This window comes from Novosphingobium sp. ST904 (assembly GCF_001298105.1).
GTDB lineage: Bacteria > Pseudomonadota > Alphaproteobacteria > Sphingomonadales > Sphingomonadaceae > Novosphingobium.
The window spans coordinates 15493-33015 of the sequence record NZ_LGJH01000166.1; the positions used below are offsets into that span (position 1 = coordinate 15493).

A 17523-nucleotide genomic window follows, 5' to 3' on the forward strand; every position below is an offset into this window, starting at 1 on the left:
TCTCCATAGCCTGCACGCATCGAAGCAATACCCGGAGCCAGACGCACAATGAGCCGCCTTCCCATCGTTTTCTTCGGACATGGCAGCCCGATGGTGGCGCTGGAAAAGAGCGCCGTCACCCGCACCTGGAACCAGATCGCGGAGGGCATCGGCAAGCCGCGCGCAATCCTGTGCATCTCGGCCCACTGGCAGACGCGCGGCACCGCCGTCACCGCCATGGCCCAGCCGCGCACGATCCACGACTTCGGCGCCTTCCCGCAGGCCCTGTTCGACGTGCAGTACCCCGCCCCCGGCGATCCGGAACTGGCGACACGCGTGCGCGAACTGCTCAGCCCCATGCCGGTGAGCATGGACGCCAACTGGGGGCTGGACCACGGCACCTGGTCTGTGCTGGTCCACGCCTATCCCGAAGCGGACGTTCCGGTGATCCAGCTCGGCATGGATCTTGGCAAGAGCGCGGCCGAGCACTGGCTGGTCGGCCGCATGCTGCGCCCGCTGCGCGACGAGGGCGTGCTGATCATGGGAACCGGCAACATCGTCCACAACCTGCCGGCGATGGACTGGGCCAACCCGGCCGCCGATCCCTATCCCTGGGCCGAGCAGTTCAACTCCACGATGTGCAAGGCCATCGCCTCCGACGATCCGCAGACCGTGATCGACTACGAGGCACTGGGCGATGCCGCCCGGCTCTCGGTGCCGAGCTCCGACCATTTCCTGCCGCTGCTCTACGTCCTGGGCGCCCCGCCACGAGGACGAGGCGGCAACCTTCGAACCCGATTTCATCCAGCACAAGTCGCTCAGCATGACGAGCGTGCTGATCGGCGCCGAATAAGCGCCCGCACCCCATTTCCTTCCCAACAGGAGTTCCGATGGCACTGATCAGCCTTAAGCCCGAGCCCGCCAGGGAGGCCGCTCTCCAGCCGTCGGCCCTGCACCATCTTCGGGCCACGCCGGAAACGGTGCACTGGGGCTACTTCTCGCCCGAGATCAAGCCGGCGCTCTATGTGAAGAGCGGCGACCTGATCCAGGCGCAGGCCGTCACGCACCATGCCGGCGACGATCCGGACCTGATGTTCGACGATGACATCCGCCGCATCTTCACCGAAATCGATCCCGCCACCCGTGCGCCGGGCTGCCATATCATGACCGGCCCGATCTTCGTCGAGGGCGCCGAACCCGGCGACATGCTGGAAGTGCGCTACATGGCGATGCGCCCGCGCTTCAACTACGGCTCGAACCTCGCGGCCAACTGGGGCCATCTCTACGAGGAATTCGGCGAGACCGAGCGCGTCACGATCTACAAGATCGATCCCAACGCCAATACCGCCAGCGCGCTCTACGCCTATGACGTGGACGAGAAATATGTCGTGCCCGGCCGCATCACCCATTGCCCGGAATGCGACCGCTCCACCGCGCTGCCCGGCATCACCATCCCGGCCCGTCCGCACCTCGGCACCGCCGGCGTCGCGCCGGCCGTCAACGAGGCGGTGAGCACGATTCCCCCCGGCCTTCACGGCGGCAACATCGACAACTGGCGCATCGGCGCGGGCGCGACGATGTATTACCCGGTGCAGGTCAAGGGCGGCCTGTTCTCGATCGGCGACCCCCACATCAGCCAGGGCGACGGCGAGATCAGCGGCACCGCGATCGAATCCTCGCTCGACGTGCTGTTCCAGATCATCTTGCGCAAGGACTTCTCCTTCCCCTCGCCGCTGCTGGAAACGCCGGATTGCTGGATCGTCCACGGCTTCGGAGAGAATCTGGACAAGGCGATGAAGTCCGCCTCGCTGGACATGCTCCACCTCCTCACAGAGCATCAGGGCCTTTCGCGCAACGACGGCTATTCGCTGATGAGCGTCGCTGCCGACTTCGGCGTGACTCAGGTGGTCGACGGCACGCAGGGCATCCACTGCCGCATCGAACGCCGCATCTTCCCCGATAAGGGCAGCGTTCGCGATCCCGAATGAAACCGAACGCACCGGACGCGAGAGCCCTCACTCCGCGTCCGGTGCGTGCCCAAGAAGACAAGAACCGGAGCCCGACAATGGGTTATGAACTGATCGACGTCCGCCCCCTGACCAAGCGCATCGGCGCGGAAATCTTCGGGGTCGACTTGCGCCAGCCGCTCGGCAACCAGGCCTTCGCCGAGATTCACGACGCGCTGATGAAGCACCAGGTCGTGTTCTTCCGCGATCAGGATATCGATCACGAGGCGCACAAGGCGCTGGGCCGCGCTTTCGGCCGGTTGGCGATTCACTCGGGCGTCGCCGGGCTTCCCGACCATCCCGAAGTTGTCGCGATCCATGCCGACGAGAACTCGAAGTTCGTCGCGGGCGAAAACTGGCATTCGGACCTCTCAGCCGATGCCGAACCGCCGATGGGTTCGATCCTGCACATCCACACCCTGCCCGAAGACGGCGGCGATACGCTCTTTGCCAGCATGTATGCGGCCTATGACGCGCTGTCCCCGGCAATGAAGGCCTTCCTCGATCCGCTGACCGCCGTTCACGACGCCAACCACGTCTACAAGGCGATCTTCCCGGATTCGACCAAGACCTACCCCTGCAATTCGCACCCGGTGATCCGCACCCATCCGGTCACCGGCCGCAAGCTGCTGTTCGTGAACTCGTCCTACACCACGAAGATCAACGAGCTGTCCGGCCCCGAGAGCAAGGCCGTGCTCGATTTCCTGTTCGACCATGTGAAAGACGCCAATTTCCACGTCCGCTTTCGCTGGCAGAAGAATTCGGTGGCCTTCTGGGACAATCGCTGCACCCAGCACTTCGCGGTATGGGACTACTTCCCCGAGGTCCGCTCGGGCTTCCGCGTGACGGTGGCCGGCGACCGGCCCTTCTGAGCCCGTCGATGCAGTTGCACCTGCTGCTTGCGGCGACGGCGCTGGTTTGCGCAGCGCCCTCGCTTGCCGCTGCTCCAGCCGAGACACTGCAACGCGAACTCGACGCGATGGTCGCCTCAGGCGAATTGCCACAGGCGCTGGTGCTGATCGAACAGCACGGCAAGCCGCTGATAGAGCTTTCAAGCGGCTACGCCGATATCGAAAGCCGGCGTCCGATCGCCCGCGATGCGATTTTCCGGCTCTACTCGATGTCGAAGCCGATCACCTCGGTCGGGATCATGATGCTGGCCGAACGGAGCAAGCTCGCGCTGACCGATCCTGTCGGCAAGTATCTGCCGGAAATGGCGAACTTGCGCGTCTGGGACGGCAGCAAAACGGCTGACACGATTGCCGCTACACGTCCGGTCACTATCGAGGACCTGCTGCTCCACCGCTCCGGCCTCACTTACGAATTCATGGGCGATACCCCGGTCCAGCGCTGGTATCGCGAAAAAGGCGTCAGCCGCACCACCGCCGTCGCCAGCGCCCATGCGCAAGTGCCGCCCGCCGCGACGCTGGATAACCTCGTGGCCCGCCTGGGCCGGGCCCCCCTGCTCCACCAGCCGGGCGAGCGCTTCAGTTATGGTTTCTCCACCACGGTACTCGGCGCGGTGATCGAGCGCGTTTCCGGCGAAAGCCTCGACGCTTTCCTGAAGGGCAACATCCTCGACCCGCTGGAAATGAAGGACACGACTTTCGTCGTCAGCGACACGCAGGCACCACGTCTCGTCACCGGCTACCTGGCGACCGAACAGGGCCTCCGTGCGGTGGACCTGCCGGAAACGTCGGAATATCGAAACTCCGCGCGGCTGCGCGATGGCGGCGGTGCATTGGCCGGAACGCTGGAGGACTATCGCCATTTCGCGGAAATGCTGGCCGGTCGCGGAAAGTGGCACGGCAAGCGGCTGCTCAAACCGGAATCGGTCGATGCCATGTACACCCCTCGCCTGAGGACGGGCGGCGGCGAACATCTCGACAGCCCCTTCGGCTACGGCCTTGCGATAGGCGACCCCGGAACCGAAGCGCGCGGGGGACTGCCGGTGGGCGCCGGCAGCTGGTCAGGCTCGGCCAACACCTATTTCTTCGCCGACCCGGCTCACGATGTCGTCGCGATCCTGATGACCAACGAACTCACGCCCGGCCCATTCGAAGCGCGAACCTGGAAGCTGCGCGAGGCGCTCGACCGTGCGGCACTGGCTGTCACCAAACGCTAGGCGGCGTGGACCCCACCCCGGCGCGATGTTGACGTTTCCCCTCCTCCCCAACCCGGCTACGCTCTCTTCCATGACCCAACTTTACCACCCGCCGATCAAGCGCTCGATCGAGATCGCCGGCACAAGACTTCGATCAGTCTCGAACCGCTGTTCTGGGACATGCTCAAGGAAATCGCCGTGCGCCAGCGCGTGCCGCTGAACGCGCTGGTCGCGCGGATCGATGCGGACCGCCTGGAAGCAGAAACGCCTCCCGGCCTGGCCAGCGCCATCCGCGTCTGGCTGGTCGATTCGCTGCGGACCTGAGCCGGCCTGAAAACGGGAAGGGGCGGAAGCCTTGCGGCCCCGCCCCTCGGGTACACTGCGATGGCTCGCAGGAAACTCAGTAGGTAGAAATCAGTAGCTGGAAGGCGGATCGCTGGCCGGGAAGCTCTCGTCGATCGCCTCGTCCGTCTTCGACCAGCGCGGCGGCTTGGTCGTCATGCTTTCCGGCCCGGCATCGCGGACGTGGCCGAAACCGCCTCCGGCAGCTGCTTCTTCCTTGTCGCGGTTCGCGTACTTGTAAAGTGCGTAGCCGACTGCGCCGGCTGCGGCCAACTTGATCAGGCCCATGGTCGTTGCTCCTCTCGGGTATTCAGGAAGAGCAACGCGCCATGATCGCGAACGGTTGCCTTACTCGCCGCCGACCCGTTCGATCTGTGCGCCGACCAGAGCGAGCTTTTCCTCGAGACGTTCATAACCGCGATCGAGATGGTACAGACGGTGGACCTGCGTTTCGCCCTCGGCCGCCAGACCCGAGATCACGAGGCTCATCGAGGCGCGAAGATCGGTTGCCATGACTTCGGCCCCGGTGAGCCGCGGAACGCCGTGGACGATGGCGGTGCGCCCCTTGGTTTCGATATGCGCGCCCATGCGGTTCAGTTCGGGAACGTGCATGTAGCGGTTCTCGAAGATCGTCTCGGTCAGGACACTCGAACCCTCGGCCCGGCACAGCAGTGCCATGAGCTGGGCCTGCATGTCGGTGGCGAAGCCCGGATAGGGTGCGGTCGAAAGCGTAACCGGCCTGAGCGGACCGTCCGCCGCAACGTGAAGCCCCTCGGCCGTCGGTTCAACATGGACGCCCGCATCGCGCAGCGCCTGCACGGTGGCTTCCATATCCTCGATCTTGGCGCCCTTCAGCGTGACTTCGCCGCCGGTGATGGCCGCCGCGCAGGCATAGGAGCCCGCCTCGATACGATCCGGCATGACCATGTAAGTCGCGCCGTGCAGGCGGTTCACCCCGTGAACGGTGATGTCGGACGTGCCGATACCCTCGATCTGCGCGCCCATGGCGACGAGCAGATTGCAAAGGTCCACGATCTCCGGTTCGCGCGCTGCATTGTGCAGGGTGGACTTGCCCTTGCAGAGCACGGCCGCCATCAGCGCGTTCTCGGTCGCGCCGACAGAGACCACCGGGAAGGAATAGCGGCCGCCCGGCAGGCCGCCGTCCGGCGCGATCGCGCGAACGTAGCCCGCCGCCATCTCGATCTGCGCGCCCAGTGCTTCGAGCGCCTTGAGGTGCAGGTCGATCGGGCGATTGCCGATCGCGCAGCCGCCGGGCAGCGAAACGGTCGCCTCGCCCATGCGCGCCAGCATCGGACCAAGCACGAGGATCGAAGCGCGCATCTTGCGCACCAGATCGTAGGGCGCCACCGAACTGGTAATGCGCGGCGCCTGCAAGGTCATCACGCGGCCGAAATCTTCAGGACGGCTGCCCGCGATCATCGTCGAGATGCCGAACTGGTTCATCAAATGCTGGAACCCGTCGATGTCCGCCAGACGCGGCAAATTGCGCAACGTCAGCGGCTCTTCGGTGAGCAAGGCGCAAGGCAGCAGCGTCAACGCCGCGTTCTTCGCACCGGAAACGGGAATGGTGCCGGAAAGGCGCTTGCCGCCTTCGATGATGATCTTGTCCATTGCCCGCTCTTTAACGGGATTTGGCCGTGCAGCAAGCACGGCTCGGAGAAACTTGGATAGACTGTTGCGCTGCGTCTGCGAAGCGGCTTTAACTTCATTGTAACCAAACGGAGTCAGACCTTTAACCATGTCTGCACCACAGTACAAAAAGCCCGTCCGTAAAGCGGTGTTCCCGGTCGCCGGCCTTGGAACCCGCTTTCTTCCCGCCACCAAGGCGATTCCGAAGGAGCTTCTACCTGTCGTAGATCGGCCGCTGATCCAGTATGCGGTAGACGAAGCGCGTGAAGCGGGGATCGAGGAATTCGTCTTCGTTACCGGTCGCGGCAAGACGGCAATCGTCGAACACTTCGACACGGCCTACGAACTCGAAGCCACGATGACCGCGCGCGGCAAGTCGCTCGATGCCCTGGAGCCGACGCGAATCCAGCCCGGCAATCTCGTTACGGTGCGTCAGCAGGTTCCCCTCGGCCTCGGCCATGCGGTCTGGTGCGCCCGCGCGGTGATCGGCGACGAACCTTTCGCGATCTTCCTTCCCGACGAACTGATGTACGGCTCGCCCGGCTGCATGGCCCAGATGGTGGAGGCTTATAACGAAGTCGGCGGCAACCTCGTCTCGGTTCTGGAAGTGCCGCGTGAGGAAGTTTCCAGCTACGGCGTCATCGCCCCCGGCGCCAGCAATGGCGCACTCACCGAGGTCAAGGGTCTGGTCGAAAAGCCCAAGGTCGATGAGGCGCCTTCCAACAAGATCGTCTCGGGCCGATACATCCTTCAACCGGAAATCATGGACCTGCTGGCCAACCAGGGCAAAGGGGCAGGCGGCGAAATCCAGCTCACCGATTCGATGGCCAAGCTGATCGGCCAGCAGCCGTTCCACGCCGTTACTTTCGCCGGCCAGCGGTTCGATTGCGGCTCCAAGGTCGGCTTCGTCGAAGCCACTCTCGCCATCGCGCTCGACCGGGCGGACATGGGTGAGGAAGTGCGCAGCATCGCCCGGAAGCTGCTGGGCTGAACAGGCTGCGGTGCGGAGACGCTCCGTCTCCGGCCGCTCCTTCGATGGTTTTTTTGCGAAAAATTACCGGCGAACGGGATCGGTCAGCCGCGCCATGATCGAGGCGACATAGGCCTGGGTTTCGCGAATGCGCGGAATCCCGCCCGCTTTCTGGACCCGGCCCGGCCCGGCGTTATAGGCCGCCAGCGCCTTTTCGATATCGCCGTTGAACGCATCGAGTTGCATGCGCAAATAGCGCGCGCCGCCTTCCAGATTGGCCATCGGATCGCCGGGATTCACGCCCATCTGTGCGGCCGTACCCGGCATGAGCTGCGCCAGACCGCGCGCGCCGACGGGGGACATCGCCATTTCGTTCCAGCGGCTTTCCTGCCAGACCACCGCTTCGAGCAGGGTCGGGCTGATATCATACTTCGCCGCCAGTTCGGCGACACGCGCGCGCCAGCGCATGGGACCGGCAGCGTCGAGAGCTTCCGTGATCGAACGCGGATGCAACAGCGTGGCATCTATCTCGGTCGGCGCGGAGCCCGGCGCGGCGGCAGCAGCATCGTCAGCGAACTCGACCATCGGAGCCTCGCCCGCAGGGGCCGCCAGTGGATCCACCACAGGTTTGGCGGGGCCGCCCGCCACCCATTGATAGCCGCCGGAACCGATTTCCAGCACGTCCGCCGAAGCGGTGCCGGGAATCGCCATGGCCGCCGCAGCTATTGCTGCCGCAGCGGCCGTGCCGTTCATGCGATTCGGAAATCTCACCATCGCGGCCTTGTTACCGCAGCAGCCGCGCAAGTCTCAACACTTACGCGACCAACCGCTCACCCCGTCACTCGATGCCGAGTGCGGTGCGAATCGACTTCCATGAAAGCAACTTGAAGTTCTGTGCTTCCGGCGCATTGTTGCCGTCCTGCGCGACCATGAGGCCTTCGGGGAATGCCGGACCGAAATCGCCCAGCATGACTTCGATGCCATCGGTATCGCTCGTGCCGTCGATCGTGCCGCCATTGATGCGGAACCGGCCCGCGGGCTTGCCGGTGGAAAGGTCGAACAGCGCATAGGCATTGTCGCCCTGGCTCGAGGCGACGAGCCACGCCCGGCCGCCATCCTCGCGCGCGACGGCAAGCCCCTCGACATCGGCGACGAGGCCATCCTGGGCGCCCACGCGGGCGAAGGGCTGGGCCACGAGCGCCTCGCCGGCCAGCGGCACCTTCCAGATGCCGACGTCCTCCTCGGCCACGAACAGCACCTTGCCGGCATCGTCGACCACGCAGCCTTCCGACTGGGTGGCGAATTTCACCAGACGCACGTAGTCGGCGGCGATCCGCCCTTCCCGTTCGACCAACCGGCTTTCCGCCACCGACCCGTCCTTGAGCACGACATAGGCCCTCGCCAGTTCGTCGCGCGCTAGGGCATTGCCCATGCAGAAACCGTAAGCCTCGGCCGGAGCATGACCCGCAGGCAGGAACGCCTCCGCCCCCAGCGCCGCGAGCTTGCCGGTCCCGCCGTCAAGCGTAAACAGGGCGATGCGCGGTTCTGCCCGGTCGGTACGATCGCTCGCCCCCACCAGGATACGCTTCGAACCGTCGGCAAAGCGCACTTCGCGAAGGTCGGCATTGTTGAGAGCCCCGGCCGCCGCGAAATCGCGCACCTTGCCATCGAGACCGTAAACGTAGAGCCCGGCCTTCTTGTCCGTTCCCAGAATCAGGCTGGCGGCGGGATCGGCCGAATTGCGCCAGATCGCCGGATCGTCCGCCGCATCGACGTTCACGGTGCCGACCGGCTGGGTTTCCGCCTGCGCCGGCACGTCGACGGCGGGCAGCATGACCGGAGCCGGGCCGCCCGTGGTCGCGCAACCGGAAAGCAGGCCGGCGGAAAGCACGCCGGAAAGCACGAGGGCCGGGAGCAAAGCTCCCGACCCCTGCTTCACGATACCGGCGATGTTCGTGAATTCGACTTTCATCAGAACGTCACCCGCGCGCCGAACTTCACGGTCGAGCCGTATTCCTCGTACTGGAGCACGCGCTTGGCGCCCGCCAGGTTCTGATAGGCGAAGTACTTGGCGTTGTTCACGTTCACCCAGTCGGCAAAGAGGCGGATGTTGTCAGTCAGCTTGTACTTGGCCGAGAGGTCAAGCTGGAAGTGCTGGTTGACGGTGCGGTCCGTCTCGGCGTCGTCGCCCACTTCGTCGAGGTACTTGTCGCGGAAGGTCCCGGCAGCACGCAGGCTGACCGGGCCCTTCTCGTAGCCGAGCACGACGTTGAAGGTGTTCTTCGACGCATTCGGCAGCGAGATGCGGCGCGCCACGTCGTCACCGTCGAACACCGTGCCGCGGGCATAAGTGTAGGTGTAGTTCAACTGGGTGAGCAGGCCGTCGAAGGGCGAAGGCAGCATCGAGAAGACCTGGCTGTAGCTCACTTCGACGCCGGCGATTTCCGCCTTGTCGCCGTTCACCGGCATCAGCACTTCGTCATAGGTCGCGCCGTCGATCGTGTAGTCGTAAAAGCGGCGATCGACCGCGTAGTCCTTGATCGACTTGTAGAACCCGCCAACCGAGAAGGCGCCGTTGTTGGCGAAGTAGTAGTCGAAGCCGGCGTCGAAGTTCCAGGCCTGGTAGGGCTTGAGATTCGGGTTGCCGAATTCGGCCTCGTTGTCCTCATTGACGGTAAAGCGCGGCGCAAGCTGCGAAAGCTTGGGACGCACGATCGTCTTGTAGCCGGCCAGACGGGCCACGAGGTTCTGCTGCGGGCTGTAGCGGATCGTCAGGCTTGGCAGCCAGTTGGTGTAGTTGCGCTTGTAGGTCACCGGATCGATGGTGACGGTGTCGCCGTCGTCGGAGACGAGGCTGCCGTTGAGCTTGTTGTGCGTGCGCTCCATGCGCACGCCGCCGATCACGCGCAGCGTCGAGCTGTCCCAGCGCGCCAGTGCATAGCCGGCCTGGATGTCTTCGCGCACCGAATAGTCGCTCACCGCCGAATTGAGCACGCTGTCGTAGTCGCTGACCACGAAGGCGTCGGGGTTGGCCAGCAGGAAGTCGGCCGGGCCGGTCTTGCTGGAGACGGGGCCCATGTCGAGCAGGCGATAGGTCTGCGTGCCCAGCACGTCGGCCAGGGTGTAGTCCGCACCGTCCGCCAGTTCGTAATAGGTCATGTTGAAGTCGTAGGACTTCTTGCGCCACCGCGCCTTGCCGCCGACCTGGACGGTGAAGTCGCCGTTGTCACCCGCGAAAGTCCGGGCGAGATCGGCCTTTACCGCCCATTCCTCATCCTGGCTGTCCGACAGGGTGGTCAGTTCGGTCTTGTTGAATTCATACTCGGACGCGTCGTTGAACGTGTCCGCGCCTTCCGTCACCGAATAGGTCGGATAGTATGTGTTCGAGTAATCCATGTCGACGACGGTGCCCGCGCGGAAACGGGCGCGGAAGCGGGTCGGATCGATCGAGAAGGTCTCCTTCTCGGACGACTTGGCATAGCTGGCCTGCCAGTTGAACTTCAGCGTGCCGGTGTCGGTATCGCTGCCGATCGCGACCGAGCGGATGCGCTGGCGTTCGAAACGGTCCTTGAGGTCGCGTTCCACGGTGATGCGCTCGTCTGCGCCGTCGAAAGTCGCGCCGGTCGCGGTGATCGCGCTGGGCGTGTCGAAATCGCCGAAGTCCAGCGTGGTGCGGCGGCGATATTCGTGATCGTCGAACTGCGCCCAGTTGCCGCGGATATAGGCCTTGGTGGTTTCCGATGCGCGCCAGTCGGCCGAAAGCGCCGCGTTGATGCGCGTGCGTTCGACGTCATAGTCGCGGTATTCGACCGATTCGGCCCAGGCGTTGCCATCGTCGTCGGCATGCCAGCCGCCGGTCTCGACGTTATCGGTCTCGAACTTGCGCTTGTAGTAGCTGACCGAGCCGGCGATGCCGAAGTTTTCGCCCAGCTTCTGGGTGAAGTCGAAGGCGCCCTTCGGCGTAACCTTGCCCGAATAATCGTTCCAGCTGCCTTCGGCGCTGAGCGAGTAGCGGTTCTTCTTCGAATCGAAGGCGCTGGTGGTCTTGATCTCCACCGACGCGCCGATGAAGTCGCCGTCCATGTCCGGCGTGAAGGACTTCTTCACTTCGACCGATTCGATCGTGTCGGACGATACCACGTCGAGCGCGACCGAGCGGGCATCCGATTCCGGCGCGGGCATGCGCACGCCGTTGAGCGAAGTGCCATTGAGATCCGGATCGAGGCCGCGGACCGACACATAGCGACCTTCGCCCTGGTCGTTGAGAATGTTCACGCCCGGCAGGCGGCGCAGCGATTCGGCAACGTTCTGGTCGGGGAACTGGCCCACCGCGTCGCGCGTTAGCACCGAGACAACGCCATCGGCGGCCTTCTGGCGCGACAGGGCGCTGGTGAGGTTCGCGGTCTGGCCGGTGACGAGGATGTCTCCGCCGCCGATCGCCGGGAGATCGAAGTCACCGGAGATACGGCCGGTCGCCGGGACCGAAACGGTCTGCGTGGTGACTTCGGCGCCGACGTAGCGCGCTTCCAGCGTGTAAGTGCCCGCGGGCACGTCACCGAACACGTAGCTGCCCGTACGGTCGGTTTCGGAAGAACGGTTCAGCTCGACGATGCGGACCGAAGCGGACTGCAACGGGCGAGAACCCGAGGCATCATGGACGCTGCCGACAACTTCGCCGGCATGGGCGATGGTTGCGAAGGAAGCCGATGCGAGCAGTCCCGCGATCAGGCGAATGGAAGTCTTCATTCTGGGCAGGCCCCTGTATTACGACGAATATGACGACGAATTCAGGGGCGCCTCTAGGCATCGTTCATGACAGTTATGTGCCGACAGCGTGGCACTTCCATGACATCGCCGCAGTGCAGCATATTGGCCACAGCCACGCGCCGCAGCCGATCGCGTGCGGCCGCAGCAAACTGCGGGCAACCATTTATCGATGTGAGGGAAATGGTGCTGCTGGGGAGGATTGAACTCCCGACCTCGTCATTACCAATGACGCGCTCTACCACTGAGCTACAGCAGCGCCTTATGTCCGTTTCCGGAGGCGTCCGTCCTGGCGACCCAGGACAGGGGCGGGCTAATGTCCGTGACGGGGGGGATTGTCAAGCGGCTCTTGCGTATTCTTTTTCAGAAAGCCATTTCGCCCGCCATCGAAGGCCCTTCGAAAGACGCCCGGACCATGACGAATGCCCAGCAATCCCGCGAGGAACGGCTTGCAGCCAAGCTCCGCGAAAATCTTCGCCGCCGCAAGCAGCAGGCCCGTGCACTGAACGAGGGAGGGGATTCCGCGCCCTTGTCCGAATCGGAAAGCGAAAACGAATCAGGCAGGCTTTCCAAATCGCCCCCGGAAAGCTAGGGGCTGCGCCCAGACATTCAGTCAGTCTGCCAACGGGCGTTTCCCGAGGGGATCGCCGATGAGACCTGGGAGTACGCCTTGCCTCGCCTGATCCTCGTCCGCCACGGCCAGAGCCAATGGAACCTCGAGAACCGCTTCACCGGCTGGTGGGACGTCGACCTCACCGAAAAAGGTGAGGAAGAAGCCCGCGCCGCCGGAACGCTCCTGAAGGAAAAGGGCATTGTGCCTACCGTCGCCTTCACCTCGCTCCAGACCCGCGCGATCCGCACCCTGCACTTCGCGCTCGAAGCCGCCGGCCTGCTGTGGATCCCCGAGACCAAGGACTGGCGCCTGAACGAGCGCCACTACGGCGGCCTCACCGGCCTCAACAAGGCCGAGACCGCTGCGAAGCACGGCGAGGACCAGGTCAAGATCTGGCGCCGCAGCTTCGACACGCCGCCGCCGGTGCTCGAAATCGGCAGCGAGTTCGATCTCTCCACCGATCCGCGCTATGCCGGGATCGACGTGCCGCAGACCGAAAGCCTCAAGGACACCATCGCCCGCGTCCTGCCTTACTACGAAGGCTCGATCGTGCCGCATCTCAAGGCCGGTGCCGACGTGCTGATCTCCGCCCACGGCAACAGCCTGCGCGCACTGGTGAAGCACCTCTCGGGCATTTCGGACGACGAGATCACCGGTCTCGAAATCCCGACCGGCCAGCCGATCGTCTACGAACTGGCGAACGATCTCGCGGTGCTCGACCGCTACTATCTCTCGGAGCGTTGAGATGAGCGGGGTGGGGACTCCTGTAGCCATCGTCATGGGCAGCCAGTCCGACTGGCGACCATGCAGCGCGCAGCGGAGATGCTGGACAAGCTGGGCGTCGCCTATGACGCCCGCATCGTCTCGGCGCACCGCACGCCGGAACGTCTGGTCGATTTCGCCAAGGGCGCGGACGGCGAAGGCTTCAAGGTGGTGATCGCCGGAGCCGGGGGCGCCGCCCACCTGCCCGGCATGATCGCCTCGATGACGCATCTTCCCGTGCTCGGCGTGCCGGTGCAGTCGAAGGCGCTTTCGGGGCAGGACAGCCTGCTCTCGATCGTCCAGATGCCCGCCGGCATTCCGGTCGGCACCCTGGCGATCGGCGAGGCGGGCGCGGCCAATGCGGGCCTGCTCGCCGCGGCGATCCTTGCCACGTCGGACCCCGCGCTGGCCGAGCGCCTCAAGACCTTCCGCGCGGACCAGACGGCCAGCGTGGCGGAAAAGCCGGTCTGATTGCTTCGGACCGGCTGTTTTGCCAGCTCGGGCATGATGCTTCGACAGGCTCAGCATGAGCGGGTAACGGTGTTATCCGAATTGAATTGAAGTCCGCTCGCCCTGAGCTTGTCGAAGGGCACGGGCACAACGCAAGTGATACGAAGAATATGATCCCTCCCGGCGAAACCATCGGCATTCTCGGCGGCGGCCAGCTCGGCCGGATGATCGCGATGGCTGCGGCCCAGCTCGGCTACCGCAGCCACATCTACGCCCCCGAAGCCGATTCGATCGCTGCGGAAGTCAGCGCCGAGTTCACCTGCGCCGCATGGGATGACACGGAGGCCATGGCCCGCTTCGCAGCGGGCTGCGCGGTCGTCACTTACGAATTCGAGAACGTGCCGGTCGGCCCGCTTGCCGCGCTGGGTGACGTGCCACTGCTGGCCCACGCCCGCGCGCTCGAAACCGCGCAGGACCGGCTGAACGAGAAGCGCTTCGTCACGGACCTCGGCGGCACCCCTGCCCCCTTCGCGCCGGTCGATTCCGCCGAGGACCTTGCCCGGGCCATTGCCGAGATCGGCGCGCCCGGCATCCTCAAGACCCGCCGCGACGGCTACGACGGCAAGGGCCAATGGCGCATTATGACGCCTGCGGACGCCGAGGGCCTCGACCTGCCCGCCCAGCCGCTGATCTACGAGGGCTTCGTCACCTTCTTCGCCGAGTTCTCGGTCATCCTGTGCCGCGGCGCGGATGGCGACATCCGCTACTTCGATTCGGCCCACAACGTGCACGAGAGCGGCATTCTCGCGCTCAGCACCGTGCCCGCACCGCAGCGCCTGCTCGAACAGGTCCCGGCCGCACGCGAACTCGCCGCCAAGGTGGCCGAGGCGCTCGACTATGTCGGCGTGCTCACGCTGGAATTCTTCGCGACCGAGAACGGCCCCGTCTTCAACGAGATGGCGCCGCGCGTGCACAATTCCGGGCACTGGACCATCGAGGGCGCGGTCACCAGCCAGTTCGAGAACCACGTCCGCGCGATCTGCGGGCTGCCGCTCGGCGATACCGGCCTGGCCGCCGATGCCGTCGAGATGCGCAACCTGATCGGCGACGAGGCGGACGACTGGGCGGCGATCCTGGCCGATCCGGCCAACCACCTGCACCTCTACGGCAAGGGCGCCGCGCGTCCGGGCCGCAAGATGGGCCATGTCACCCGCCTGACCTTCGAGCGGGACTGACCGGCACTTGGCGCAGGACCTCTTCCTTATCTACGCCCGCGCCGCCAACGGCGTGATCGGCCGCGACGGCGCCCTGCCCTGGCGGCTGCCCGCCGACCTCCGCCGCTTCAAGGCCATGACTCTCGGCAAGCCGATGATCATGGGCCGCAAGACTTTCGACAGCTTCCCCTCCCCGCTTCCCGGCCGCCGCCATATCGTGCTGACCCGCGATACGGCATGGCAGGCCGAAGGCGCGGAAGTGGCGCATTCGGTGGACGAAGCGCTTGCTCTGGCAGGCGAAGGCGAAGTGGCGGTAATTGGCGGCGCGGAAATCTACCGGCTGTTCCAGAACCTCGCGCATCGCATCGAACTGACCGAGATCCACGCCGACTACTCCGGCGATACCGAAATGCCCGCAACCGGCCCCGAATGGCGCGAAACCGCACGCGAGGAACATCCGGCGGCCGGTGATTTTCCCGCACACGCTTTCGTCACGCTGGTCCGGGACCTATAGGCCTGATCTGACATGATTCGTCTCGACAACCGCGAAGCCCTTCCCGAATCGATGCGCGGCGCCGTGCTGGCGCTCGGCAATTTCGACGGGTTCCATCAGGGCCACCAGGCCGTGGTCGGCGAAGCGATTCGCTGGGCGCGCGAACTCGGCCGCCCGGCGGTGGTCGCGACTTTCGATCCGCACCCGGTCCGCCTGTTCAAGCCCGACGCGCCCGCCTTCCGCCTGACCACGCTGGACCAGCGGCAAGACCTGTTCGAGGCCGCCGGGGCCGACGCCATGCTGGTGCTCCACTTCGACCGCGCCATGGCCTCGATGGAAGCGGCCGACTGGATCGAGCAGGTGCTCGGCCACCAACTCGGCTGCGCGGGCGTCGTCACCGGCGAGGATTTCACGTTCGGCAAGGGACGCGGCGGCAATCCGCAAGTCCTGCGCGAGGTCGGCGCCCGCTTCGGGCTGATCGGCCGTACCGTCGGCGCCGTGCATGACGACAAGGGCGTGGTCTCTTCCAGCCGCATCCGCGACGCGCTGAAGCTGGGCGAGTGCGAGACCGCCGCCCGCCTGCTCACCCGCCCCTTCGCGGCGCGCGGGATCGTGCAGCACGGCGGCAAGCTGGGCCGGACCATCGGCTTCCCCACCGCCAACATCAACATGAACAACTACTTGCGCCCGCGTTACGGCATCTACGCCGTGACCGGCCGCATGCCGGACGGGCGCGTCCTGCCCGGCGCCGCCAACATGGGCGTGCGCCCGACCTTCGAGCCGCCGATCGAGCTGCTGGAGCCCTATTTCTTCGACTTTTCGGGCGACCTCTACGGTCAGGAGATCGAGGTGGCCTTCCACCACTTCCTCCGTCCCGAGGCCAAGTTCGATTCGCTTGACGCGCTGGTCGTGCAGATGGGCCGTGACTGCGACCGCGCCCGCGAACTGCTTTCGCACATCGGCTGACGCCGACACGCCATCGACGGACTTCCAAGAGCCGCGCATTTGTTCTAGTGCGCAGCGCATATGACCGAACAGCGCGATTACAGAGCGACCGTCTTCCTGCCGAAGACCGATTTCCCCATGAAGGCCGGGCTCCCCCAGAAGGAGCCGGGTATTCTTGCGCGCTGGCAGGAACAGGACATTTACGCCAGGACCCGCGAAGCCCGCGCGGGCCGCGAAAAGTTCGTGCTGCATGACGGCCCGCCCTACGCCAACGGCGACATGCACATCGGCCACGCGCTGAACCACATCCTGAAAGACATGGTCGTGCGCACCCAGACCCTCTTGGGCAAGAACGCACCCTACGTCCCCGGCTGGGACTGCCACGGCCTGCCCATCGAGTGGAAGGTCGAGGAAGAGTACCGCAAGAAGAAGAAGAACAAGGACGAGGTTCCGGCCGAGGAATTCCGCGCCGAATGCCGCGCCTATGCCCAGAACTGGGTGAACGTGCAGCGCGAGCAGCTGAAGCGCCTCGGCGTCAACGGTGACTGGGACAAGCCCTACCTCACCATGGACTTCCAGGCCGAAGCCACCATCGTCACCGAACTCTTAAAGTTCGCCGAGCACGACATGCTCTATCGCGGCGCCAAGCCGGTCATGTGGAGCCCGGTCGAAAAGACGGCGCTGGCAGAGGCCGAGGTCGAGTACGAGGACATCGTCTCGACCCAGATCGACGTGGCTTTCGAGATCACCGAATCTGCGATTCCGGGGCTTATCGGCGCCTATGCGGTGATCTGGACGACCACGCCGTGGACGATCCCCACAAACCAGGCGCTCGCCTATGGGCCGGAGGTTGAGTACGTTCTTATCACCGTGACCGCGGAAACAGAGCGCCGGTATCTCGTAGCCAAGAACTTGCTAAGCGAATTCGATAAGCGGACTGCCATCATCTCAAGCCTTCAGCTTCTTGAAGGTGTTGAGACAAGCGTAAATTATGCCGACATCAAAGGCTCCGAACTCGCAGGCACCCTCGCCCGTCACCCCATGCACGCGCTGGGCGGCTTCTTCGCCGAACCGCGTCCGCTGCTCGCGGGCGATTTCGTCACCACCGAGAGCGGCACCGGCCTCGTCCACATGGCGCCCGACCATGGCGAGGACGACTTCCTGCTCTGCAAGGCGAACGGCATCGGCCCCAAGTTCGTGGTCGAGGCGACGGCAAGTATCGTGAGGACTG

Annotated in this window: 15 protein-coding genes, 1 tRNA gene and 3 pseudogenes; 13 read left to right on the forward strand and 6 right to left on the reverse strand. The window is 64.9% G+C overall.

Features of this window, described 5'->3' with window-relative positions; genetic code table 11:
• Positions 1 to 48 precede the first annotated feature (48 nt).
• The 5 genes and pseudogenes from ygiD to ADT71_RS28010 all read left to right on the forward strand — a co-directional run bounded on the left by ygiD (position 49) and on the right by ADT71_RS28010 (position 4413).
• Positions 49 to 879 (forward strand): 4,5-DOPA dioxygenase extradiol, encoded by an 831-nt coding sequence (ygiD, locus tag ADT71_RS27990; protein ID WP_231636286.1) that lies wholly within the window; start codon positions 49 to 51, stop codon positions 877 to 879.
• Entirely contained in the window at positions 870 to 1967 is a 1098-nt protein-coding gene (locus ADT71_RS27995; protein ID WP_054442006.1) for an acetamidase/formamidase family protein, read from the forward strand. The genes ygiD and ADT71_RS27995 overlap by 10 nt, the downstream gene beginning before the upstream one ends.
• 77 nt (positions 1968 to 2044) lie before the next feature.
• Complete coding sequence (locus tag ADT71_RS28000; protein ID WP_054442007.1) at positions 2045 to 2857, forward strand: TauD/TfdA family dioxygenase; 813 nt, start codon at positions 2045 to 2047, stop codon at positions 2855 to 2857.
• A gap of 8 nt (positions 2858 to 2865) precedes the next feature.
• The gene (locus tag ADT71_RS28005) at positions 2866 to 4110 is read left to right on the forward strand and encodes a serine hydrolase (protein WP_054442008.1); all 1245 of its coding nucleotides are present in this window, start codon (positions 2866 to 2868) and stop codon (positions 4108 to 4110) included.
• Positions 4111 to 4180: 70 nt separating this feature from the next.
• Positions 4181 to 4413: pseudogene (locus ADT71_RS28010) on the forward strand (ribbon-helix-helix domain-containing protein).
• A gap of 90 nt (positions 4414 to 4503) precedes the next feature.
• Here the strand turns inward: ADT71_RS28010 and ADT71_RS28015 are convergent.
• Both ADT71_RS28015 and murA read right to left on the reverse strand, forming a co-directional pair.
• The gene (locus tag ADT71_RS28015) at positions 4504 to 4719 is read right to left on the reverse strand and encodes a hypothetical protein (protein WP_054442009.1); all 216 of its coding nucleotides are present in this window, start codon (positions 4717 to 4719) and stop codon (positions 4504 to 4506) included.
• A 60-nt stretch (positions 4720 to 4779) separates the two neighbouring features.
• Positions 4780 to 6063 (reverse strand): UDP-N-acetylglucosamine 1-carboxyvinyltransferase, encoded by a 1284-nt coding sequence (gene murA / locus ADT71_RS28020; protein WP_054442010.1) that lies wholly within the window; start codon positions 6061 to 6063, stop codon positions 4780 to 4782.
• 127 nt (positions 6064 to 6190) lie between these two features.
• Between murA and galU the strand changes: the two genes are divergently transcribed.
• Entirely contained in the window at positions 6191 to 7072 is an 882-nt protein-coding gene (gene galU, locus ADT71_RS28025) for a UTP--glucose-1-phosphate uridylyltransferase GalU (protein ID WP_054442011.1), read from the forward strand.
• A 63-nt stretch (positions 7073 to 7135) separates the two neighbouring features.
• On the opposite strand, the gene ADT71_RS28030 is transcribed toward galU, so the two are convergent.
• The 4 genes from ADT71_RS28030 to ADT71_RS28045 form a co-directional block, all read right to left on the reverse strand.
• A complete protein-coding gene (locus tag ADT71_RS28030) occupies positions 7136 to 7825 on the reverse strand; it encodes a lytic transglycosylase domain-containing protein (RefSeq protein WP_369818359.1) in 690 nt (229 codons plus the stop codon).
• A 64-nt stretch (positions 7826 to 7889) separates the two neighbouring features.
• A complete protein-coding gene (locus ADT71_RS28035) occupies positions 7890 to 9023 on the reverse strand; it encodes a phytase (protein ID WP_054442013.1) in 1134 nt (377 codons plus the stop codon).
• Positions 9023 to 11797 carry a TonB-dependent receptor gene (locus tag ADT71_RS28040; protein WP_054442014.1) on the reverse strand — a complete coding sequence of 925 codons (2775 nt, stop codon included), beginning with the start codon at positions 11795 to 11797 and terminating at the stop codon, positions 9023 to 9025. The genes ADT71_RS28035 and ADT71_RS28040 overlap by 1 nt, the downstream gene beginning before the upstream one ends.
• Before the next feature lie 202 nt (positions 11798 to 11999).
• Positions 12000 to 12074, reverse strand: a tRNA-Thr gene (locus ADT71_RS28045).
• 57 nt (positions 12075 to 12131) lie between these two features.
• Between ADT71_RS28045 and ADT71_RS28050 the strand changes: the two genes are divergently transcribed.
• From ADT71_RS28050 to ADT71_RS36115, 7 genes and pseudogenes are all read left to right on the forward strand, one after another.
• On the forward strand, positions 12132 to 12407 hold the full coding sequence (locus ADT71_RS28050) for a hypothetical protein (protein ID WP_132468613.1): 276 nt from the start codon (positions 12132 to 12134) through the stop codon (positions 12405 to 12407).
• Positions 12408 to 12485: 78 nt separating this feature from the next.
• Entirely contained in the window at positions 12486 to 13172 is a 687-nt protein-coding gene (gene gpmA, locus ADT71_RS28055; protein ID WP_054442016.1) for a 2,3-diphosphoglycerate-dependent phosphoglycerate mutase, read from the forward strand.
• 1 nt (position 13173) lies between these two features.
• A pseudogene (purE, locus tag ADT71_RS28060) lies at positions 13174 to 13661 on the forward strand (5-(carboxyamino)imidazole ribonucleotide mutase).
• A gap of 149 nt (positions 13662 to 13810) precedes the next feature.
• Positions 13811 to 14875: a 5-(carboxyamino)imidazole ribonucleotide synthase gene (locus ADT71_RS28065; protein WP_054442017.1), complete on the forward strand. Its 1065-nt coding sequence runs from the start codon at positions 13811 to 13813 to the stop codon at positions 14873 to 14875.
• Positions 14876 to 14882: 7 nt separating this feature from the next.
• A complete protein-coding gene (locus ADT71_RS28070) occupies positions 14883 to 15368 on the forward strand; it encodes a dihydrofolate reductase (protein WP_054442018.1) in 486 nt (161 codons plus the stop codon).
• Between the two features lie 12 nt (positions 15369 to 15380).
• Positions 15381 to 16313 (forward strand): bifunctional riboflavin kinase/FAD synthetase, encoded by a 933-nt coding sequence (locus ADT71_RS28075; RefSeq protein WP_197283154.1) that lies wholly within the window; start codon positions 15381 to 15383, stop codon positions 16311 to 16313.
• Between the two features lie 60 nt (positions 16314 to 16373).
• Positions 16374 to 17202: pseudogene (locus ADT71_RS36115) on the forward strand (class I tRNA ligase family protein); the annotation flags it as partial.
• Positions 17203 to 17523 lie beyond the last annotated feature (321 nt).